This is a genomic window from Kibdelosporangium phytohabitans, from assembly GCF_001302585.1.
Lineage (GTDB): Bacteria > Actinomycetota > Actinomycetes > Mycobacteriales > Pseudonocardiaceae > Kibdelosporangium > Kibdelosporangium phytohabitans.
Window position 1 is genome coordinate 7,464,034 of sequence record NZ_CP012752.1, and the last position, 22,522, is coordinate 7,486,555.

Sequence of the window (22,522 nt, forward strand, 5' to 3'; positions counted from 1 at the left end):
ATTTGGAATACTGGACAGGTGCTACACGGAGACGTTGGACTGGAATTGGCCGCGCGGGTCGTCGCGGCCGTGAAGTCGTCGCTTGACCTGGACATCACCCCGGCGGAGGCGTTGATCCGCCCGTCGAACCGACCAGGTGCCGACTACCAGTGCAACGCCGCCATGGGCCTGGGCAAGCGAGTCGGCCGTCCGCCGAGAGAGGTCGCCGCGGCGATCGCCGGCGCGCTGGACGGGACGGACCTGTTCGTCGAGCCGGAGATCGCGGGTCCCGGTTTCATCAACCTGACGCTGACCGACACGTGGCTGTCCACCCAGATCGAGGGCCTGCTCGGCGACGAGCGGCTCGGCGTGCCCGTGACCGAGCACCCGCGCCGGATCGCGATCGACTACTCCAGCCCGAACGTGGCCAAGGAGATGCACGTCGGGCACATCCGTTCGACGATCATCGGTGACGCGCTCGTGCGGCTGCTGCGCTTCCACGGCGACGAGGTCATCCCGCACAACCACCTCGGCGACTGGGGCACCCCGTTCGGGATGCTGATCGAGCACCTCGTCGACGAGGGCGTGGACGCCGACCAGTCGGTCAGCGACCTCAACGTCTTCTACAAGGAAGCCCGCAAGAAGTTCGACGCGGAGCCCGAGTTCGCCGAGCGCGCCCGCCAGCGCGTGGTGAAGCTGCAGAGCGGCGACGAGCAGACGCTGGCGCTGTGGAGCCAGCTCGTGGACGAGTCCATGCGGCACTTCATGAAGGCGTACAAGACGCTCGGCATCGGCCTGACGCCGCAGGACAGCTACGGCGAGAGCTTCTACAACCCGTTCCTGGCCGACACCGTCGCGGAGCTCGAACAGAAGGGCCTGACCGAGATCAGCGACGGCGCGCTGTGCGTCTTCCCCAAGGGCTTCTTCAACCGCGAGGGCGACCCGCTGCCGTTGATCGTGCGCAAGAGCGACGGCGGCTACGGCTACATGAGCACCGACCTCGCCACGGTCCGCTACTGGACCGGTGACCGAGCCGCGACGGACCTGCTCTACGTGGTCGGCACGCCACAGGCCCAGCACTTCGCGATGGTCTTCGCGGCCTCCCGCGACGCGGGCTGGCTGACGCCGGAACACCACGCGGTGCACGTGAACTTCGGCTCGATCCTCGGCGAGGACGGGAAGATGTTCCGCACCCGCTCCGGCGACACGGTGAAGCTGATCGACCTGCTCACCGAGGCCGTCGACCGCGCGGCGACCGTGGTCGGCGAACGCACCGACCTGACGGACGCGGAGCGCGCGTCGATCGCGCACGCGGTGGGCATCGGCGCGGTGAAGTACGCGGACCTGTCCAGCGACCGCGAGAAGGACTACGTCTTCTCGTGGGAGAAGATGCTGGCCACGGACGGCAACACGGCGACGTACCTGCAGTACGCCAACGCGCGTACCCTCTCGATCATCCGCAAGTCCGGTGAGACCGTGCCGCCGGGCGCGAAGGTGACGCTGGCCGAGAAGGCCGAGCGGGACCTCGCGCTGCAGCTGATCCAGCTGCCCGCCGCCGTCCAGTCCGCGATCGACGGCTACACCCCGCACAAGCTGGCCACGTACCTGTACGAGACCGCTTCGGCCTTCACGTCGTTCTTCGAGAAATGCCCGGTTCTGAAGGCCGAGCCGGAGGTCCGGGCGTCGCGGCTCGTGCTGTGCGCTTTGACGTCCAAGGTGCTCACGCGCGGCTTGGACCTGCTGGGCATCGAGGCTCCGGCGCGCCTCTGAGTTCCTCCGGCGTCACGAGAACAAGAGGTTCACAAGGTTGCCGCGGCATCCCTCTCTGCGGTACACATTGCACATGCCTGAACAGGTGCGAGCCAGGGCGCTGGGAGCGTTCTACGGCCTTGCACTGGGTGACGCCCTCGGGATGCCGACTCAGTCGATGTCCCGTACCCGGATCAAGGACTGTTACGGCTCGATCACCACGCTGGTCGACGCGACCCAGGACCAGCCGATCGCACCCGGCATGCCCGCCGGGTCGGTCACGGATGACACCGAACAGGCTGTGCTCGTTGCGAAGCTGCTGATCGACGGCGACGGCAGGATCGACCCGTACACGTTCGCTGACGCGTTGCGGGCATGGGAAGCCGGCATGATCTCCCGGGGCTCCCGCGACCTGCTCGGCCCGTCGACCAAGCGCGCGCTCGAGCACCTCGACGCCGGCCTGAACCCCCAGCAGGCCGGCGTCGCAGGAACGACCAACGGCGCGGCGATGCGCGTCACGCCCGTCGCCATCGCCAATCCCGTGGGTGACCGCCTGCTCGACGCGGTCGTGCAGGCCAGTCTGGTCACCCACAACACCAGTCTGGGGATCGCGGCCGCCTCCGCCATCGCGGCCGCGGTCTCCGCCTCCATCGACGGCGCTGACCTGAGCACAGCGTTGGACGAGGCGGAACGCGCCGCGCACAGCGGTGCTTCGAAGGGCCATTGGGTGGCGGGCGGTGAGATCGCGCCCCGCATCCGCTGGGCACGTGAGTGGGTGCGCGGGATGAGCCGCGGCGAGGTGGCCGGCGCGGTCGCCGGCGTGATCGGGACTTCCGTGGCAGCGCAGGAATCCGTGGTCGCGGCGATCGCTCTGGCCGAGGTGTCCGGGGATGACCCGTTCGGCGCTTTGCTGCTGGCCGCTGAGATCGGCGGGGACACGGACACCATCGCGGCGGTTCTGGGCGCGATTCTGGGTGCGCAGCACGGTATCGGCGGCTTTCCCGGCGAACTCGTCGGCACGGTCCGCGCGGTGAACGGGCTCGACCTCGAACCGCTCGTCGATCGCTTGCTCGCGCTGCGATGACCGGGCGGTTGATCCACACCGGACAGGTCGTCGCCGACCTCGTCCTGCGGATCGACCAGTTGCCGCCGCGCGGCGGGGACGTCGTCGCCGCCGATTTCCTGCAGACGGCCGGTGGCGGGTTCAACGTCATGGCCGCTGCCCGGCGGGCCGGCGCGGACGTCGTGTACGCGGGGAGCCACGGCCGCGGGCCGTACGGTGACCTGATCCGCGATGCCTTGGCCGCAGAGGGAATTCACGTCGCTCACCCGGTCACCACGCCGGATTCCGGGGTTTCCGTCGCTTTGGTCGAGGCCGGCGGCGAACGGACTTTCGTCACCAGCCCCGATGCTGTCGGGCGGTTTCGGGGTATCGGCACCGAACCTGGCGATTTCGTCTACCTGACCGGATACAGCCTGACCCACGAGCACAACGCCGAAGCCCTGCTGACGTGGCTGCCCGGGGCACGCGGGACCGTGTTGCTCGATCCCGGCCCGCTGGTCGGCGACATCGCCACGGAAACGTGGAATGCCGTGCTGCCCCACGTGGACATCCTGAGCAGCAACGCTGCTGAGACCCGCGCGCTGGCCGATGCTGATGTCGCCGTGCGGATTCTGCGCGACGGTGCGAACGGGTGCCGGATCGTGCACGGTGACGGCCGGAGCGTGCACGTCCCCGGATTCCCGGTCACCGCCGTGGACACCAACGGCGCCGGGGACGCCCACTGCGGTGTTCTCGCGGCAGAGTTGTTGCGAGGCAACGATTTGACCGTCGCGGCGAAACGGGCCAACGCGGCTGCCGCGATCGCCGTGACACGGCCGGGACCCGCGACCGCGCCGAGCCGCGCCGAGGTCGACGCCCTGGTCGACCGGGCATAGGAAACGCGGCCTAGACCAGGATCCAGCCGAACTGGAACTCGGTCTTGAAGCCCTCGCACTTGGCGTCGGTCGAGTCGTAGTGACCGCCCGAGTAAGTGCAGCGGAAAAGGCCACGGCTGTTCACGCCCGCCGGTTTGCCCGTGAAGACGTAGCCGAGCACGCCGACCTGGTTGTTGCCCTCGCAGCCCGGGTCCACCGAGGTCATCCGGTCCTCGGATCCCTTGAGCTGGCACGCGTACAGCCGCTTCGTTCCCGGCTCGGATTCCCGCACCAGCCAGCCCATCGGGAACTCGCGGTTGAAACCGCCCGGCGCCGGAACACCCGGGGTGGCTGTGAAGTGCGGGCCCGCCGGGTGGTTGTACCTGGTGATCTGGATCAGGTTTCGCTGCGGCTTGTCCGGCGGCGCCGGAGGCGGTGCGCCGACCTGCTGCTCGCCCGGCGGCGGCTTCGGCTGCTTCGACGGCGTACCGGCCGGCTTGGTCACCGTGACCGTGCTCGGTGGCGGCGCTGCCGATGCGGACGACACCGTGGACGGCGCCAGGGTCGGCGCCATGGGGATCGTGCTGCCGTTCTGGACGCCGTCGTCCTGGACGTTGGCCACGTTGGCCTTGCCCGCGACCGCCGGGTCCTCTTTGGAGCCAGGGGAGATCAGGAACACCGCGACCAACGCACCGGCCACCACGACCGCCGCACCCGACCACATCATCATCCTGGTGCGGTTGGCGCTCTTCTTCGGCTGCGCGGTGTCCCACTGGTCCTCGGCTGCCCAATTGGCCGGGGCGGGCGCCGCGAGCGGCACGTCCGCCGGGTACTGCTCCTGCCACGGCTCACGCGGGCGCGTGTCCCTCGCGACCGCGTGGACCTGGACCGTGGGGGCGTCGGCGACCTGCGTCGAGTTGTCGACCACCCTGGTCTCGTCCGAGATCGGACGGCTCAGCAGCTGCCTCGCGGCCTGGGCTGTCAGGCGGGCCTCGGTGGGCTGGGCTAGCAAACCCATGATCAGCTGCGCCAGCGGGCCCTGGACCCGGCTCAGCCGCGGGTCGTCGTACATGATCGCGTGCATGGTGGCTGCCGTCGTCTCGCGGCTGAACGGCGACCGCCCTTCCACCGCGTGGAACAGGCTCGCCCCCAGCGCCCACAGGTCCGACGGCGGCGCGGGCTGCGAACCGGCGAACAGCTCCGGCGCCATGTATCCCGGCGAGCCCATGATCCCGCCGGTCATGGTCAGGTTCGGGTCGTCCATCGCCCTGGCGATGCCGAAGTCGGCCAGCTTCACCTTGTCACCGGCGGAGACCATGATGTTGCTGGGCTTCACGTCCCGGTGGACGATCCCGGCGGCGTGCGCGGTCTCCAGGGCGCCGAGCACCTGCAGGCCGATCGACGCCACGCGCCGCGGGTCAATCGGGCCCTCGGCGGCGATGATGTCCGCCAGGGTCGGGGCCTCGACCAGCTCCATCACGATGTACGTGGTCCCGTTCTCGCTCACCACGTCGAACACCGTGACAACCGCCGGGTCGTTGAGCCGCCCGGCGGTGCGCGCCTCGCGGAGCACGCGCTCCAGGTAGACCGACTTGCTGTCGCCGGAGAGTCCTTGCGGCGGCGGCAGTTCCTTCAACGCCACCTGACGGCCGATCACCTGGTCGTCCGCGCGCCACACGACGCCCATCCCACCGCGTCCGAGCTCGTCGCGGATGGCGTATCTGCCTGCCACCACTCTCACGGCCTACCCCCACACACGATCGTGATCAGCCCTGGCCACGCATCGTAGCCGGGCTGGTCACGGCACTCAGCGCAGGGCTGCCAGCAGCATCGGCAGCTGAACACCCGCCTGGTCGGCCAGCGCACGGACCTGTTCGGGCGCCGGCGCCAGCGGGAAGATGTCACGGGTGGACGGCAATCCCTCCCCGCCACCGAACTTCGACTGCGGGGTGGTCGGCGGGACGATCCGGTAGACGCGCCACCTGGGCACGGCCGAATCGGCCATCGCCAGCACCGAGTCACGCCACAACAACACTGTGGACTTCTTGGTGTTGCGGGCCAGCACGACACACGGACTGCCGATGATCGTGGCGGCGCGTGCCGCGGCACGTAGTGGCGTGCGGAAGTCGCCGTCGATCACCCACACCGATTCCATCAGCTCGGCGTGCAGACCTTCGGCTTCCAGTGCCGCGACCAGCTCCGCGTTCGGGTCGTCCGCCGCGGCCATCGCCAGCTCGACGACGGCCTGCACCTGCGACTCGGTCGCCACGCGCGCGTGCAGCTGGGTCGAGTGCACCAGGAACCGGTCGACCACCGACTCGTCGGCGAACGCCGCGAGCTCCTGCGTCTCGTCCCACGCCGACTTGGCGATCAGGTCCGCGCCCGCGCTGCCGTGCAGATTTGCTTCCTGCAACAACAACGCCAAGCCGATCGCGATCAGCGCGTAGAGCTCGTCCAGCTGTTCGCCGGGCGTGCCTGCCTGGTCGTCCTCGCTCGGCCGCAACGCGTGCACCAGGTCGCGCACCTCACCGCGCCACCCGGCGTCGACACCCCATACTCCGGCGGCGAGCAGCTTGAGAAAGCCGCGTCCCACCGTGATCCTGTGTGCCACTGGGGATCCCCGACCGGCGGCGGCCAGCCACTTGCGCGCGAGGGCACGGTATTCCGCGTGCTCGGACGGCGCGATGGTGGTGGGCAGCCGGTCTACCCGGGAATCGAGGTCGTCTCCCGCAGTGACGCTCTGATCGCTCAGTGTCCCCCTCCTCCGGCGCGCGAGTCCTCCCCGTTAGCCTGACTGAGCCTGGGGGACAGTGCAAGATCAAAAACCGTGTTGCGCCGTGACGCTCGACGCAACCTCCCGTGGCCCGTGAGCGTCATTGTGAATGAATCACCATGTAACGGACACTGGGAGTCATCTGGTGCGCATACTCTCCGCGCTCACCGTGGCACTGTTCGTCGTGGCCGGGTGCAGTACGTCGGGGTCGGACAAGCCCACCCCCGAACTGGCGCCGCGCGGCACGCAGATGACCACGGCCAAGCCCACCCGCCAGGACCTGACCAGCAAGGTCAGCCTGAGCGGCAAGGTCGCCATCAACCCGGTGTTCGGGCTGGTGTCCCCGGTCGCGGGCCAAGTCAGGTACCTGGACGTGAAGACGCCGGAGAAGACGCCGGCGAAACCGACCAAGGTCGCCAACGTCTTCGCCAACGGCAAGCCGACCGCCGTGGACGTCCCGGCAGGCGCGACGTTCAGCGGACGGCTGGCCGACGACAAGGCCACGGTCACCGCGGGTCAGCCGATCGCGTCGGCCAAGCACGTCGGCTACGGGCTCGTCGCCGAGATCAAGGGCGAGCAGGCGTACCAGCTGTCCGACGCGTTGTCCTCGGTGCAGGCGCAGATCAAGAACGGGCCGGGCCCGTTCCCGTGCGCGGTGCTCGGCACCATCGCCGCGCTGCCCGCGGGCACGATCCCGGATCCGCCGCCCGCCGAGAACCCCGCGACCCCGCCACCCAGCGGTGGCCCGGTCACCAACCCCGCTCCCCCACCGGGCAACGGCAAGCCCGAGGAGAACAAGCCGAACCCGTCGGAGGCGACCGGGATGCGGCTGGTCTGCACGGCGCCGTCCGACCTGAAGCTGATCAACGGCGCCGAGGCGACGTTGGAGGTCGTCACCGAGAAGGCGGCCAATGTGATGGTGCTTCCCGTCGAGGCCGTCGCCGGTGGCCAGGGCAAGGGCAAGGTGGACGTGCTCGGCCCGAGCGGCGAGCGGGTGACCAAGGACGTCGTGCTCGGCCTGACCGACGGCAAGGTCGTGCAGATCAAGTCCGGACTGGTCGGTGACGAGACCGTCGCCGTGCCGGGCCCGAACCTGCCGCCCGCGCAGCAGGACCCGAACTCGCCCGGAGGTCCGGGCAAGTGACCCTGGACATGACCCAGCCGATCCCGCCACAACCAGCGGCACCGGCGCTGATCCAGCTCAACGGGATCACCAAGACGCTCAAGGGCCAGCAGCAGCCGCGGACCATCCTCAGCGGCGTGGACCTGTCGCTGCACAGCGGTGAAAGCGTGGCCATCCTCGGCCGGTCCGGCTCGGGCAAGTCGACGCTGCTGAGCCTGATCGGCCTGTTCGACCGGCCGGACGGCGGCCAGTACCTGCTCGAGGGCACCGACATCTCCCGGATCGCCGAGCGCAAGGCGGCGGCGTTGCGCAGTGCCCGGTTCGGGTTCGTGTTCCAGCGGTTCTTCCTGCTCAAGAGCCTGACCGCGGCGCAGAACGTGGCGATGGCGCTGGTCAACGGCCAGGGCTGGCTGGCCCGGCGCAAGCGCCGCACCCGCGTGATGGAGGCGCTCGACCAGGTCGGCATCGCACACCTGGCCAAGAGCAAGCCGCCCCGGCTGTCCGGCGGTGAACAGCAGCGGGTGGCCATCGCCCGCGCGCTGGTGCGTGACCCGAAGATCCTGCTGGCCGACGAGCCGACCGGCGCACTGGACACCGAGACGGGCAACCTCGTGATCGAGGCGCTGCACTCGGCCACCCAGCGCGGCTGCGGGCTGATCCTGGTCACCCACGACCACGCGCACGCCAACAAGATGGGCACGGTGCTGCGGCTGACCGACGGCAAACTCGCTGTCGCACAAGAACAGGTGGTCGTGTGATCGGGATGTCCGGCCGGTTGCGGTCCGCGCTCATCATCGGCGGCCAGGGCATCCGGGCCCGCAAGCTGCGCACGTTGCTGTCCATGCTGAGCCTGTTCCTCGGTGTGCTGGCCGTGGTGGTGGTCCAGGCCGGGTCGGAGTTCGCGCAGAAGCAACTGCTGGCCGACTCCGAGCTGAGCATGGCCAAGGACGGCACGCTGCAGCTCTACCTGCCGCCCAACGACAAAGCCGGTCCGATCGTGGTCGACACGATCAAGGGCAGGGCGGACGCGGTGGCGATGCTGCACAAGAACGCCGTCATCGGCGAACCGAACGTGTCGCCGGTGAATCCCGGCGGCGCGCCGTTCGACCACCTCGACAGCGGTGGACGGGGCAGCTTCGTCTGCGACGCCAGCGGCTGCCGTCCCGCGGCGTCGACGAACGCACCGCCGGGCAAGGCGATCGAGGTCAGGCTGGTCGCGCTGACCGGCGACATCAGGCAGTTCCGCGCGTTCCGGGTGGAGGCCGGCCAGTGGCTGGACTTCGGCACGGCGCCGTCGCTCGCGCCGAAGATCGTGCTGAACAAGGAAGCGGCCAAGGGCTTCGAGCGCTACCGGGTGCCCGCCCAGATGCACGTCGACGGCGCGACAGCCGACGCGACCCCGCAGATCACCGGCGTGGTCGACGACGGCGAGGGATACGGCCCGGTCGCGTACATCCGGCTGGACGAACTGCTGAACTGGATGCCGCCCAAGGCGTTGGCCGACCCGAACATGGCTCTGCAGATCATGATGACGCCCGAGGCGAGCGGGTTCGAGCAGACGCTGAAGGCACGGCTGATCGGCCAGGGCATGAAGGCCGACGAGATCTACGTCAACACGGTCAAGTCCAGGGAACGCATCGAGGACCAGCTCTCGCTGATGCGGATGATCTTCCTGGGGATGGCGGCGCTGGTGCTGCTGATCGGCACCGCGGGCATCCTGAACGTCGGGCTGGCGACGGTGGGTGAACGCATCGAGGAGTTCGCGCTGCGCCGGGCCGTGGGCACACCGCGTGCCCTGCTGGCCGGGATCGTGCTCGCGGAGACGTTGCTGACCGGCTTGATGACGGCAGCCGCCGCGATCGGCGTGGGGGCGTTGGGGATCAAGGTCGGCGCGGGCATGTTCGCCGGGCGGTTCCCGTCCGTGCAGGACATCGTGTTCCCCTGGCAGGCCGGGGTGGCGGGCGTGATCGCCGGTCTGGTCGCGGGGCTGCTCGGCGGCCTGGTCCCGGCGATCCGGGCGGCCCGAATCCCGATCGCCACCGTGATGCGAGCCTGAAAAACCCTCGTGAGTGGTTCGGCCGGTTCTAACCGGCCGAACCACTCACGAGGGTTTCAGTCGGTTTTGCCCTGCTGCTCGGCCAGGAAGCGCTCCAGCTCCGCGCCCAGCTCGTCGGCTGTCGGGATGTCGTCGGGGTCGAGCAGCAGGTTGTCCTCCTCCTTGGCGGAGGTGAACGCGTCGTACTGCTGCTCCAGCGCCGCCACGACCTCGGCCACCTGGTCGGACTCCGAGACCTGGCGTGCGATCTCCTCGTCCGCGCGGCGTGAGCTCTCCGTCAGCGCTCCCGGCTGCAGCACCAGGCCGGTCGACTGGTTCAACGCCTCCAGCAGCACCAGTGCCGCCGCCGGGTACGTCGACTGCACAAGGTAATGCGGCACGTGCGCGGCGTAACCGATCGCGTCGTGGCCCGACTCGCCCAGCCGCAGTTCCAGCAGGCCGGAGACGTTGCCGGGCACCTGCACGCGGCTGAACATCGGGCGGTAGTCCGACACCAGGTCCGGGCGGGTGGCGTGCGCGGTCAGGCCCAGCGGACGCGTGTGCGGGACGCCCATCGGGATTCCGTGCACCCCGATCGTCAGCCGCACGCCCCACCGTTCGACCAGCTGGCGCACCGCCTCGACGAACGCCTCCCAGCGGAAGTCCGGCTCCGGGCCGCTCAACAGCAGGAACGGGGTGCCGACCTGGTCGTGCAGCAACCGCACGACCAGCTCCGGCGTCTGGTAGTCCTCCCAGTGGTCCTGCACGAACGTCATCGCGGGCCGCCTGGCGCGGTAGTCCAGCAGGCCGTCGATGTCGAACCGGGCGATCACCCTGTTCTCGTACGCCGACAGCAGTTGCTCCACCAGCGCCGCACCCGCCGATCCCGCGTCCATGAAGCCGTCGAAGTGGTGCAGCAGCACCGCACCGGTCAGGTCCGGCACGTCCGAGTCGACCTCATACAGGTTCTCCGGCTCCAGCACCACAAGCCTCCAAGCACGCGACCAGAATCCTCAACGACTATTACAACGCGTGCCGACCCCGGAACCATTCCGGGTCGCCCGATTTAGGGGACTTCTAAGGGTGATCCACGTCACCGGTGAGCACCCACCGCCCCGGCGGTACCCGGAAGACCTGGAACCCGGCCTCATCGCGCAGGAATTCCACCCCCGGCGGCCGTCGACGTGCCACTCCCGGGACAAAAACCTCCGCTGACGAGCCAACTGGCACACCGACGGTCACCCGCACCGATGACTCCACGCGTGTCCACGCCACCGATGCCAGGCCCCGCACAGTCTGCACGGACGTCTGCGCCCAGGTCACCCCGACCCGCGCGTCCGGTTTGACCGTGAACCGCCGATAACCGTCATCGCCGGGCCGCAGGCCTGCGACGTTCTCGTACAACCACTGCACGACGGTGCCCTGGAAGTAGTGGTCGCGTGAGCGCGAGTCCGCGTGCCACATCTCCCACATCGTGTCGGCGCCGTTGTCGAACCAGAAACCCCAGCTCGGGTATGTCCGTTGCGTGGCCACCGCGTGCGCGACGTCGGGATGGCCGTGTGCGGTCAACGCGCGCAACAGGACGCTCGTCCCGAGCGCGCCGGTGTTCAGGTGGTTGCCGCGCGCCTTGATGTCGGCGACGAGACTGGCGACCACCTGGGCGACCGATCCGGGCGGCACCAGGCCGAACATCAGCGGGATGGCGTTGGACGTCTGCCGGTAGTCCGGGTCCTTCGCCGTGCGATAACGACCGTCCACGAGGAAGGTCGCGTTGAACGCCGTACGGCACGCCTCGGCGACGGAGCGATACCTGGCGGCGGTGTCGCTGTGCCCCAACAACTCCCCGAGCTCAGCCGTCCCGATCAACGCGCGGTACAGGTACGCCGTCGCGGTCAGTCTCGTGTCCTCGGGCGGGTTGCCGCCGTATCCCGGTGGCAGGTAGTCACCGAGCGCGGTGATCGCGAGGTTGTCCCGCAGACGGCCGATCTCCCAGTCCAGGTACCGGGTCAGGGTTGTCCAGTGCGTGGCCGCGAGCGCGGTGTCGCCGTAGATCCGGTACATCTCCCTGACCATGAACGGGTACACCGTGGTCCACTCCGGGGACGGCGCGAGTTCCTGGTAGCCCCATCCCCCGCTCGGCACGATCACCGGCAGCTGGCCCGCGTCGTTCTGGCTGTCGCCGAGGTCGTTGATCCACTTGGTCAGGAACCGGGCCATCCCGAACGCGTACATCATCACGGGCGCGCCGAGCTGGGCGTCACCGGTCCAGCCGTTCTTCTCGTACATCGGGGTGTCGGTGGGGATGCCGTGCAGGTTGTTGCGCAAAGTACGCCGCATCGCGCGGTCGAGCTGCTCGAAGAACGGCTCGGAGCACCGGAAGGTGCCGGTGTCCGGAACACTCGACTGCACCACCTTGCCGCGCAACGCCTCCGGCCGCGCGCCGGTCACCTGGACGTAGCGGAATCCCTTGTAGGAGAACTTCGGCTCCCACGTCTCCACGCCCGTGCCCCCGCAGATGTACTCGTCGGTCTGGTGCCGTCCCGGTACGAGGCCGTTCTCCCATTGCACCGTGCCGTCGGCTTTGAGCCGTTCCCCGTGCTGCATGCGGATCACGGTTCCCGCCGGGGCGCGTACGGTCAGCTCGGTCCAGCCGGACATCGTGCGTCCCATGTCGGCGATGTAGACGCCTGGACGCAGCTCGCGCACGGTCGGCGTGATGGTGTCGACGACCTGGATCGGTTCGTGTTGCTGGGCCCGGACTGTCCCGTGTGGAGCATCCATGACCGCGGATTGGTACCATACGATGGCTTTGCCCGCGTCGTAGGTCTCCCCCGCGTACTGCGAGTTGGTGACCGTGCGGCTCTCGGCGAGTTTCCAGTCGGGGCCGGAGGCGATGGTGGTCACGGCACCGCCCGGGTGCTCGATTTCCAGCTGTGCCAGCAGTCGCGGTTCGCCGTGCCAGCTCGCCTTGTGCCAGTTCCACACGTTCGGCGTGACCAGACCGTAGAACCCCCGGCCGAGCAGGACTTCCAGCGCGTTGTCGCCTTGCTTGACCAGGTGGGTGACGTCGTGCGTGGCGTACAGGACGGTTTCGTCGTAGTCGGTGAACCCGGGGTCGAGCACTTGGGCGCCGACGCGCGAACCGTTGACCGTCGCCTCGTAGTAGGCCAGGCCGCTGATGTACAGCCGCGCTTTGGTCACGCCCTTGCTCAGCTTGAACTCCTTGCGCAGCAGGGGCGCGGGAGCTTCCGGTACGGCGACGGAGACGTTCGTGCCCCACACGCCTTGGCCGTAGGGCGCGAGCACGGTCACCGCCGGCCACCCGCTGTCATCGAATCCCGGCTGCTGCCATCCGCTTTGCTCCGTCTCAGCGACCTTCCAGTCCGGTCCCGTGATCACAGTCCGTTGACCGGCGGGGGTGTCGATGACCATCCGCACCAGCAACCCGGCGGGGTTCGTCGACCCCGGCGTGCCGCGGTTCGTTGCCACAGCGGCGATGACGTTGCGACCGCCGCGCACGAGGCCGGTCACGTCCGCGGTCAAGGCCGTCTTCCAGCTGTCGGTGGCCTGGGGAGCGTGCAGTGCCTGGGTTCCGCCGATGTAGAGGGTGAAGTCGTCGTCGGCTGTCGCGACGATCCTGGCGCGGGTGACGGGTCCCGCGATGTCGAAGGACGTGCGGAACCAGCGGGCCTCGGTGGGCGCGGTGGCCGACCAGATCCAGGACGCGCCGTCCACGGCAGGCGGTGCTTCCGGTGCGGCCGCACCGATCCAGCGCGCGACCCACGACGAGCCGAGCAGTCCCGTCTCCCACCAGCGCACCGGCGACCAGTCCGATACGCGGTCGTTGGCGTCCCATACGCGGACTTGCCACTCGTAGCGGGTACGCGGGCGCAGCGGCGGTCCGCCGTAGCGGACGCCGACCGACTCGGCCGAGGAAACCTTGCCGGAATCCCAGATTCCGCGCACCCGGACCTGGTAGGCCGTTTGGCGGGCACCGGGTAGCCCCGAAACGAGTACCCACGACAGCCGCGGGACGGCCACATCGGTGCCGAGCAACGTTTCGGCGTACTCCACAGTGGTCCGTTCGACCGCCATGGCCGCTCGTCCGCCGGATTCGCTCACCTGATCAGCCTGCCCGGTACCGGCCGGCATCGCGAACGCCCCCGCGCTCACGGCCGAACCACGCAGGAACACCCGGCGGTTCATCTCCATCGCTGCACCCTTCCCCGTTGAAGCCGGCAGTGGGTTGAAACGTTTCAATCGTGCACTGCGGCACTTCCCGTCGAAGCGTGGGAATGGATTCAGATGCTAGAGCATCGCTGTCGCGCAGGCCACGTTCGACGGGAGTGGATCGGAGGGTGGCGGATCACGGGACAGACCCGTCCACATCGTGGAATGAGCCAGTTGAGCACCGCGCGCCGGTAACTGTCAACCGCCGCGTGGGATTTCCCACGTGACATCAGGCATAACCGTGTGTTCACATTACTGTCACGAGAACCCCCGGAAGACCCCGGGCATCTTGTCCTGCGCAGCCTGCCGTCCCGCCATCCGGGAACCAGGCGACCCTTCTCGCACAACGACGTGCGGCACCAGCCCCCATAGTTCCCCTGGGAGGGCCGCTGCTGTGACCCGCCACAAGACCGAGGGCCTGTACGACGAACAGTTCGAGCACGACGCCTGTGGCGTCTCGTTCGTCGCGGATCTCGCCGGCCGCAAGAACCACGACATCGTGGCCAAAGCCCTGATCGCACTGCGGAATCTGGAGCACCGAGGCGCTCGGGGCGCCGAACCCGAAACCGGCGACGGCGCCGGGCTGCTGATCCAGGTCCCGCACGAGTTCTTCGCCGCCGTCACCGGCTTCGACCTGCCGCCCGAGGGCGAATACGTTGTCGGCACGGCCTTCCTGCCTGTCGACGGCACGGCGAGAGCCGACGCCGTCGGCGCGGTCGAGGCGATCGCCGCCGAGGAGGGCATGCGGGTGCTCGGCTGGCGCGAACTGCCCGTCGACACCGACCACGTCGGCCCGACCGCCGCGACCACCATGCCGTACTTCGGCCAGCTGTTCCTGGCCGCCGACGGCGTGACCGGCCTGGCCCTGGAACGCCTGGCGTTCGTCGTGCGCAAACGGGCCGAGCACGCGGCCGACGTGTACTTCCCCAGCCTGTCCGCGCGCACCATCGTCTACAAGGGCATGCTGACCGAGCCCCAGGTCGAGCGGTTCTTCCCGGACCTGACCGACGAGCGCGTGACGAGCTCGATCGGTCTGGTGCACTCCCGGTTCTCCACCAACACGTTCCCGTCGTGGCCGCTGGCGCACCCGTACCGGTATGTGGCACACAACGGCGAGATCAACACCCTGCGCGGCAACCGCAACTGGATGGACGCCCGCGAGTCGATGCTGTCCAGCGACCTGATCCCCGGCGACATCGAGCGCGTCCTGCCGGTGATCACGCGCGGCGCCAGCGATTCCGCGAGCTTCGACGAGGTGCTGGAGCTGCTGCACCTCGGCGGCCGCAGCCTGCCGCACGCCGTGCTGATGATGATCCCCGAGGCGTGGGAGAACCACGAGGAGATGGATCCGGCGCGGCGCGCCTTCTACGAGTACCACTCGAACCTGATGGAGCCGTGGGACGGACCGGCGCTGGTCTCGTTCACCGACGGCTCGCTGATCGGCGCCGTGCTGGACCGCAATGGACTGCGTCCGGCCCGTTACTGGGTCACCGAGGACGGTCTGGTCGTGCTCGGCAGCGAGGCCGGTGTGCTGGAGATCGACCCGGCGAGCGTGATCCGCAAGGGCAGGCTCGAGCCGGGCCGGATGTTCCTCGTGGACACCGTGGCCGGCCGGATCATCGACGACGACGAGATCAAGGGCGAGCTCGCCGCGGCGCAGCCGTACGGCGAATGGCTGCACGCCGGTGTGATCCAGTTGGCGGAACTGCCGCGCCGCGAGCGCGAGGTGCCGACACACGCTTCGCTGGTGCGCCGCCAGCAGGCCTTCGGCTACACCGAGGAAGAGCTCAACGTCCTGTTGCGCCCGATGGCCGCCAACGGCGCCGAGCCGATCGGGTCGATGGGCAACGACTCGCCGCTGGCGCCGCTGTCGCAGCGGCCACGGCAACTGTTCGACTACTTCACGCAACTCTTCGCGCAGGTGACCAACCCGCCGTTGGACGCCATCCGCGAGGAACTGGTCACCTCGCTGCACACGTCGGTTGGCGCCGAGCCGAACCTGCTGTCCACCCCGGCCAGCGCGTGCCGCCGGATCTCGCTGTCCTTCCCGGTGCTGGACAACGACGAGCTGGCCAAGATCGTGCACATCAACGACGACGGCGACCTGCCTGGGTTCCAGACGTTCACCGTGCGCGGTCTGTACGGAGTGAACGGTGGCGGCGACGCGCTCAAGCAACGCCTCGACGAGATCCGCGCCGAGGTGTCCGAGGCGATCGCGGGCGGCGCCAGGCTCATCGTCCTGTCCGACCGAGGCGTGGACGAGACACACGCGCCGATCCCGTCGCTGCTGCTGACCGGTGCCGTGCACCACCACCTGATCCGCGAGAAGACCCGCACCCAGGTCGGACTGCTCGTGGAGGCCGGTGACGCACGCGAGGTGCACCACATCGCGCTGCTGATCGGGTACGGTGCCGCCGCTGTCAACCCGTACCTGGCGATGGCCAGTGTCGAGGAGATGGCGCTGGCGGAGACGGCCGAGCAGGCCACCCGCAACCTGATCAAGGCGCTGGGCAAGGGTGTCCGCAAGACCATGTCCAAGATGGGCGTGTCCACTGTGGCCTCCTACACCGGTGCGCAGATCTTCGAGGCGATCGGCCTCGGCGACGAGGTGATCGACAGCTGCTTCAGCGGGACGACCTCACGGCTCGGCGGCGTCGGCTTCGACGTGCTCGCCGAGGAGGTGGCGCAGCGGCACCGCAAGGCGTTCCCGCCCGACGGTGTCCGCCCGAGCCACCGCGAACTGGAGACCGGCGGGGACTACCAGTGGCGCCGCGAGGGCGAGGCGCACCTGTTCAACCCGCAGACGGTGTTCAAGCTCCAGCACTCCACGCGCAGCGGCCGTTACGAGATCTTCAAGGAGTACACGCGCGGCGTCGACGAGCAGTCCGCGCGGCTGATGACGCTGCGTGGCCTGTTCGACTTCAAAGCCGGCCGTGAGCCGGTGCCGATCGAGGAGGTCGAACCGGTCTCCGACATCGTCAGGCGGTTCGCCACCGGCGCGATCTCGTACGGCTCGATCTCCAAGGAGATGCACGAGGTCCTCGCGATCGCGATGAACCGGATCGGCGGCAAGTCCAACACCGGCGAGGGCGGCGAGGACCCGGACCGGTTCACCCGTGACGCCAACGGCGACCTGCGCCGCTCGGCGATCAAGCAGGTCGCGAGCGGGCGGTTCGGCGTGACGAGCGAGTACCTGGTCAACGCCGACGACATCCAGATCAAGATGGCGCAGGGCGCGAAGCCCGGCGAGGGAGGGCAGCTGCCGGGGGCGAAGGTGTACCCGTGGATCGCGCGGACCCGGCACTCCACGCCGGGCGTCGGGCTGATCTCGCCGCCGCCGCACCACGACATCTACTCGATCGAGGACCTGGCGCAGCTGATCCACGACCTGAAGAACGCCAACCCGAAGGCGCGGGTCCACGTCAAGCTGGTGTCCGAGGTCGGGGTCGGCACGGTCGCGGCCGGGGTGTCCAAGGCGCACGCGGACGTCGTGCTGATCTCCGGGCACGACGGCGGCACGGGCGCGTCTCCCCTGTCGTCGATCAAGCACGCCGGTGGCCCGTGGGAGCTCGGCCTGGCCGAGACCCAGCAGACGTTGCTGGCCAACCGGTTGCGCGACCGGATCGTGGTGCAGACCGACGGCCAGCTCAAGACCGGCCGTGACGTGATCGTCGCCGCGCTGCTGGGTGCGGAGGAGTTCGGGTTCGCCACCGCTCCCCTGGTGGTGTCCGGTTGCATCATGATGCGCGTCTGCCACCTGGACACGTGCCCGGTCGGCGTCGCCACGCAGAACCCGCTGCTGCGGGAGAAGTTCAGCGGCAAGGCCGAGTACGTGGTGAACTTCTTCGAGTTCGTCGCCCAGGAGGTCCGCGAATACCTGGCACAGCTCGGTTTCCGGTCGCTGCAAGAGGCGATCGGGCACGCCGAGCTGCTGGACACCCGCAAGGCCGTCGGCCACTGGAAGGCGGCGGGCCTGGACCTGACGCCGATCTTCCACGTGCCGGACCTGCCGCCGCGCGCGTCCCGCCACCAGGTCGTCACCCAGGACCACGGCCTGGAGAAGGCGCTGGACAACACGTTGATCCAGCTGGCCGAGGGCGCGTTGTCCGCGGGCGACCGCGTGCGCCTGGAACTGCCGGTGCGCAACGTGAACCGGACCGTCGGCACGATGCTCGGCTCGGAGGTGACCAGGATCTGGGGTGGTGCGGGGCTGCCGGACGACACCATCGACATCACCTTCACCGGCACGGCGGGCCAGTCGTTCGGCGCGTTCATCCCCAACGGCGTCACGCTGCGGCTCGTCGGCGACGCGAACGACTACGTCGCCAAGGGGTTGTCCGGCGGCCGGGTCACGGTCCGGCCCGATCCGTCGGCGACGTTCGTGGCCGAGGAGAACATCATCGCGGGCAACGTGATCTGCTACGGCGCCACGAGCGGTGAGATCTTCATCCGCGGCAGGGTCGGCGAGCGGTTCTGCGTGCGCAACTCCGGCGCACTCGCGGTGGTGGAAGGAATCGGTGACCACGGCTGCGAGTACATGACCGGTGGCCGCGTGGTCGTGCTCGGGCAGACCGGGCGCAACTTCGCGGCGGGCATGTCCGGCGGTGTCGCGTACGTGCTCGACATCGCCAGGCAGCGGGTGAACCACGAGATGGTCGACCTCGACCCGCTGGACGACGCGGACCGCGAGTTCCTGCGGGAAACCGTCGGGAAACACCTGGCGGAGACGGATTCCGCCGTGGCGCACGGCCTGCTGGTCGACTGGGCACCGGAACGGTTCACGAAGGTGATGCCGAAGGACTACAAGCGCGTGCTGGCCGCGCGGGCCCGTGCCGAACGGGACGGCCGTGACGTGAACGAGGCGATCATGGAGGCCGCGCATGGCTGACCCCAAGGGCTTCATCACCACACCTCGGGAGAACCCGGCCACCCGGCCGGTCTTCCTGCGGCTCAAGGACTGGCGCGAGGTCTACGAGGATTTCGATGGCGAACGCACGCAGCGCCAGGCCGGTCGCTGCATGGACTGCGGGATCCCGTTCTGCCACCAGGGTTGTCCGCTGGGCAACCTGATCCCGGAGTGGAACAACCTGGTCTGGAAGTCCGACTGGCTGGCCGCGATCGAACGGCTGCACGCGACCAACAACTTCCCGGAGTTCACCGGGACGCTGTGCCCGGCGCCGTGCGAAACCGCCTGCGTGGTGGGGATCAACGGCGATCCCGTGTCCATCAAGCGGGTCGAGATCTCGATCATCGACCGCGCGTGGGACGAGGGCTGGGTCACCCCGCAGGTGCCGACGGCGTTGACGGGCAGGAAAGTCGCGGTCGTCGGCTCCGGTCCGGCAGGCCTGGCGGCGGCCCAGCAGCTGACCCGCGCGGGGCATTCGGTGACCGTGCTGGAACGGGCGGACGCGATCGGTGGCCTGCTGCGCTACGGGATTCCCGAGTTCAAGATGGAGAAGTGGCGGCTGGACCGCAGGCTCGACCAGATGCGCGCGGAGGGAACCGAGTTCCGTGCGGGCGTGGACGTCGGCGTGGACGTCAAGGCGACCGAGCTGCGGACGTCCTACGACGCCGTGGTGCTGGCCGGTGGCGCGACGGCGTGGCGTGACCTGCCGATCCCCGGCCGGGACCTCACGGGCGTCCACCAGGCGATGGAGTACCTGCCGCCGGCGAACAGGGTCGCACGCGGTGACCTCGCCAGCTCACCGATCAGCGCCAAGGGCAAGCACGTCGTGGTGATCGGCGGCGGTGACACCGGCGCCGACTGCGTGGGCACGGCGCACCGCCAGGGCGCGGCGTCGGTGACGCAGCTGGAGATCATGCCGCGGCCACCGGAGGTCCGTTCGGACGCCCACCCGTGGCCGACGTACCCGATGGTCTACCGGGTGTCCTCGGCGCACGAGGAAGGCGGCGACCGGATCTACGCGGTGTCCACGGTCGAGTTCCTCGGGGACGCCGACGGCGACGTGCAGTCGCTCAAGCTGGTCGACGTCAAGCTGGACAGCGGGAAGTTCGTGCCAGTGGAAGGCACCGAACGGGAGATCCCGGCACAGCTGGTCACCCTCGCGATGGGCTTCGTCGGCCCGCAGCAGCACGGCCTGCTCAACGATCTCGGGGTCGTCTACGACCCGCGGGGCAATGTCGCCCGCGACGCTTCGTTCGCCACCAACGTCGATGGCGTGTTCGTCGCGGGCGACATGGGCCGCGGCCAGTCGCTGATCGTGTGGGCCATCGCCGAAGGCCGTTCAGCGGCTGCCGGGGTGGACGCCTACCTGATGAACCGCGCTGTGCTGCCCGCCCCGATCGCCCCGACCGACAGGCCGCTCGCCTGACCTGAGCCTGGCTCTTGGCAACGGCGCCACGGGCCAGGCTCAGTTGTCGACGACGACGAGCACGGTGATCACCACCAGTGCCACGAACATGGCCACCATTCCCACGCGCACGGCGAGGGAATACGGCGCCGGTTCCGCGATCTTGAGCAACATCTGCCGCGCTAGCTGAGCCGTGGGCCGGTTCGACGGATCCGGCTGCACCAGCCCGGTGATCACCGGGGCGAGGCCCTCAGCGCGCTGAGGCACCGCCTGCGGTTGATACGGCGTGCCTTCCACCGCGGCGAACAACGTGGCGCCGAGTGAGTACAGGTCCGTCGGCGGCCCGACGGACCACAGGCCCGTCAGCTTGGTCGTGCCATCCTCGGCGACGAGCACGTCACCGGGCGTGATGTCACGGTGCGCCATGCCTTTGGCGTGCATCGCGACCAATGCGCCAGCGACCTGCGCGCCGATCTCAGCTGCGTCGCGCGGCGGCAGTGCGCCGTCGGTGTGAAGGATGTCGGCCAGGCTGCGGGCCGGGAAGTACTCCATCACCTGAAAGCGGTCGTCCCCGTCGTCGATGACGTCGTGGACCGCCACGATGTTCGGGTGGTGCACCTCGTGCCACACGTCACCGCTGACTGCCCGTTCGATCGCCACGTCCCGGCGCAGCTCCTGGTCGGTCGCCCGCCAGACCTCACCCATCCCGCCGACGCGCTCCACGAGCTCGTAACGACCTGCCAGCACCTGGCCCACGACCATGGCGCGGATCGTAGACCCGCCTGGCGGCACCGTTGTCCTCAGTCGTGCCAACCGCTGGCCGCGAGCAGCATGTCCCACGTCGCGTAAGGCAGATCGGGCCGCAGCTGGTGCAGGATCTCGCCGGGGAACGTCAACGGCGGCGCCTTGCGCGGGTCGGCGACGGCCTGCTTGAGCAGGTCCTGGGTGAGAGCACGAATCCCGTCGAGCCGTGGATACACGGCGAGGACACGCTCGGCGTATCCCGCAGGCAGGTCATCGGGCCCACCGAGGACGTCGATACCGATGCCGGCGTGCGCGAGCCCGATCTCCGGTCGACGGCGTCGGCGGAACACCGGCGAGCCGGAGAAACCGGAGGAGGTGTGCCACGCGATGCCGTCCCACACGGTGTCGACGCGGCTGTCGGTGATGCCGTTGCGCTCAAGGAACCGTGCGGCGAAGTCGGCGCCGTCGACCTCGAACCGCTGGCCCGTGTTCGCCAGGCTGGTCGCTCCCATGTCGTGCAACGCGCAGATGAGGAACAAGACTTCGTCGTCGTAGTCCTGACCGGTCCGCGCGGCGACCGCTTGGCTGAACAGATAGCTGCGCAGGCTGTGGTTGCGCAGGTACGGCTTTTGCGTGCGAGCCACGAGTTGCGCTGCCGCACGGGCAACGCGGGTGTCGGGTAACGAGAGGTCGCCACGCGTGGCCGCCGCCGCGGCCGGTGCACCACCGCCGATCACGGTGGCGGCGGTGGCGGCGATGACGGTGCGGCGAGGAAAGGACGAACGCATCTTTGTTGCTCCCAGTCAGGCCGTCCGGCCGGCGAGTCGAGTGCCCCAGCACTTCCAGGATGGCCTCGCACCACCATGGCATTGGGGACGAAAACCCCGCGGAAACAGACACGCGGGTCAGTCGCACTGACGTAGCCCTCACTCGAGGGCCATGACGCTGTCCGCCAGTGCCATCAACTCGGTTTGATAGTCGGCGTACAGGCCGCGCAGCGCGTCCGCGGGCCAATCCGGCGGCTGCAACGGCGCGGGCAGGGCGGGGTCGGCCAGCAGGTGCCGGACGATCGCGGCGGCGATCGTGAACCGGGTGGCGTTGCTGTCCGTCGCGCGGAAGTGGCCCATCAACGTGTGTGCGCGTGCTGCCCAGCCGGGCAGGTCCCACAGGGTGCTGGCCAGTTTGGTTCCATCCGTGTGCGGGCGGCCGGTGAAGCTCTGCACGCCCAGGTCCGGGGGCAGCGCGCGGACGAGGTTGGCCGGTCGGGTCCAGACGCCTTCGCGCAGTTCGGCCAATCGCAGTCGGGACAGCGACGCACGTAGTTCCGCGCGGTCGCCCGCTGGTCTGCCGAGGGCTGTCACGACGACGATCTCCCATTCGCCGTGCCAGTCGCGGGTGCTGGTGCGGATGGCGTCGTCCTGGCGTCGCTGGCGGGTGAGCAGGCGCTCGGTCAGGCGGTAGGTGCTGCCGGTTCGTGCCAGGTCTCCTGCCGCCGTCATCCGGGTGAGGGCCACGCGCAGCGCCGGTTCGGTGATCCGGAACTCGGCGGCCAGCCGGACCAGGTAGCGGACGGGCAGCTGCGGCGGGTGGATGCCGAGCAGCACGCTGAGCACCACCGACCTGGCGCTCAGCGGTTTCAGGTCGAGCTCGCCCGCTGTCAC

General features: G+C 69.2%; 15 protein-coding genes. 8 read left to right on the forward strand and 7 right to left on the reverse strand.

Translation table 11 applies throughout. The features are described 5' to 3' along the window. The first annotated feature begins 18 nt into the window (after positions 1-18). The 3 genes from argS (at position 19) to AOZ06_RS33590 (ending at position 3,666) form a co-directional block, all read left to right on the forward strand. Entirely contained in the window at positions 19-1,749 is a 1,731-nt protein-coding gene (argS, locus tag AOZ06_RS33580; protein ID WP_054293062.1) for an arginine--tRNA ligase, read from the forward strand. A gap of 73 nt (positions 1,750-1,822) precedes the next feature. Then, on the forward strand, positions 1,823-2,812 hold the full coding sequence (locus tag AOZ06_RS33585) for an ADP-ribosylglycohydrolase family protein (RefSeq protein ID WP_054293063.1): 990 nt from the start codon (positions 1,823-1,825) through the stop codon (positions 2,810-2,812). Then, positions 2,809-3,666, forward strand: a complete 858-nt coding sequence (locus AOZ06_RS33590) for a PfkB family carbohydrate kinase (protein ID WP_054293064.1) — start codon at positions 2,809-2,811, stop codon at positions 3,664-3,666. The genes AOZ06_RS33585 and AOZ06_RS33590 overlap by 4 nt, the downstream gene beginning before the upstream one ends. A 10-nt stretch (positions 3,667-3,676) precedes the next feature. Here the strand turns inward: AOZ06_RS33590 and AOZ06_RS33595 are convergent, their stop codons facing one another. Both AOZ06_RS33595 and AOZ06_RS33600 read right to left on the reverse strand, forming a co-directional pair. Next, the gene (locus AOZ06_RS33595) at positions 3,677-5,332 is read right to left on the reverse strand and encodes a serine/threonine-protein kinase (RefSeq protein WP_054297102.1); all 1,656 of its coding nucleotides are present in this window, start codon (positions 5,330-5,332) and stop codon (positions 3,677-3,679) included. 120 nt (positions 5,333-5,452) lie between these two features. Beyond that, positions 5,453-6,256, reverse strand: a complete 804-nt coding sequence (locus AOZ06_RS33600; RefSeq protein WP_054293065.1) for a hypothetical protein — start codon at positions 6,254-6,256, stop codon at positions 5,453-5,455. 307 nt (positions 6,257-6,563) lie between these two features. Here AOZ06_RS33600 and AOZ06_RS33605 point away from each other — a divergent pair, with 307 nt between their 5' ends. The 3 genes from AOZ06_RS33605 to AOZ06_RS33615 are packed head-to-tail and all read left to right on the forward strand — an operon-like array spanning position 6,564 to position 9,597. After that, the gene (locus AOZ06_RS33605) at positions 6,564-7,562 is read left to right on the forward strand and encodes an efflux RND transporter periplasmic adaptor subunit (protein ID WP_236951828.1); all 999 of its coding nucleotides are present in this window, start codon (positions 6,564-6,566) and stop codon (positions 7,560-7,562) included. Beyond that, entirely contained in the window at positions 7,559-8,299 is a 741-nt protein-coding gene (locus AOZ06_RS33610; RefSeq protein ID WP_236951829.1) for an ABC transporter ATP-binding protein, read from the forward strand. Before AOZ06_RS33605 ends, AOZ06_RS33610 begins: the two co-directional genes overlap by 4 nt. A gap of 5 nt (positions 8,300-8,304) precedes the next feature. Beyond that, complete coding sequence (locus AOZ06_RS33615; RefSeq protein ID WP_054297105.1) at positions 8,305-9,597, forward strand: ABC transporter permease; 1,293 nt, start codon at positions 8,305-8,307, stop codon at positions 9,595-9,597. A 56-nt stretch (positions 9,598-9,653) separates the two neighbouring features. Here AOZ06_RS33615 and AOZ06_RS33620 read toward each other — a convergent pair whose 3' ends face one another. Next, the gene (locus tag AOZ06_RS33620) at positions 9,654-10,562 is read right to left on the reverse strand and encodes a proteasome assembly chaperone family protein (protein WP_054293066.1); all 909 of its coding nucleotides are present in this window, start codon (positions 10,560-10,562) and stop codon (positions 9,654-9,656) included. 91 nt (positions 10,563-10,653) lie between these two features. Further along, positions 10,654-13,788, reverse strand: a complete 3,135-nt coding sequence (locus tag AOZ06_RS33625; protein ID WP_054293067.1) for an alpha-L-rhamnosidase — start codon at positions 13,786-13,788, stop codon at positions 10,654-10,656. A 412-nt stretch (positions 13,789-14,200) separates the two neighbouring features. Here AOZ06_RS33625 and gltB point away from each other — a divergent pair, with 412 nt between their 5' ends. Next, positions 14,201-18,694, forward strand: coding sequence for a glutamate synthase large subunit (gltB, locus tag AOZ06_RS33630; protein WP_054293068.1), 4,494 nt, complete (start codon positions 14,201-14,203; stop codon positions 18,692-18,694). Next, positions 18,687-20,138: a glutamate synthase subunit beta gene (locus AOZ06_RS33635; protein WP_054293069.1), complete on the forward strand. Its 1,452-nt coding sequence runs from the start codon at positions 18,687-18,689 to the stop codon at positions 20,136-20,138. The genes gltB and AOZ06_RS33635 overlap by 8 nt, the downstream gene beginning before the upstream one ends. Positions 20,139-20,177: 39 nt before the next feature. Here AOZ06_RS33635 and AOZ06_RS33640 read toward each other — a convergent pair whose 3' ends face one another. The 3 genes from AOZ06_RS33640 to AOZ06_RS33650 form a co-directional block, all read right to left on the reverse strand. Beyond that, complete coding sequence (locus tag AOZ06_RS33640) at positions 20,178-20,879, reverse strand: serine/threonine-protein kinase (protein WP_054293070.1); 702 nt, start codon at positions 20,877-20,879, stop codon at positions 20,178-20,180. A 38-nt stretch (positions 20,880-20,917) separates the two neighbouring features. Beyond that, entirely contained in the window at positions 20,918-21,649 is a 732-nt protein-coding gene (locus AOZ06_RS33645) for an HD domain-containing protein (RefSeq protein ID WP_054293071.1), read from the reverse strand. A gap of 138 nt (positions 21,650-21,787) precedes the next feature. Continuing rightward, positions 21,788-22,522: a PaaX family transcriptional regulator C-terminal domain-containing protein gene (locus AOZ06_RS33650; protein ID WP_236951830.1), complete on the reverse strand. Its 735-nt coding sequence runs from the start codon at positions 22,520-22,522 to the stop codon at positions 21,788-21,790.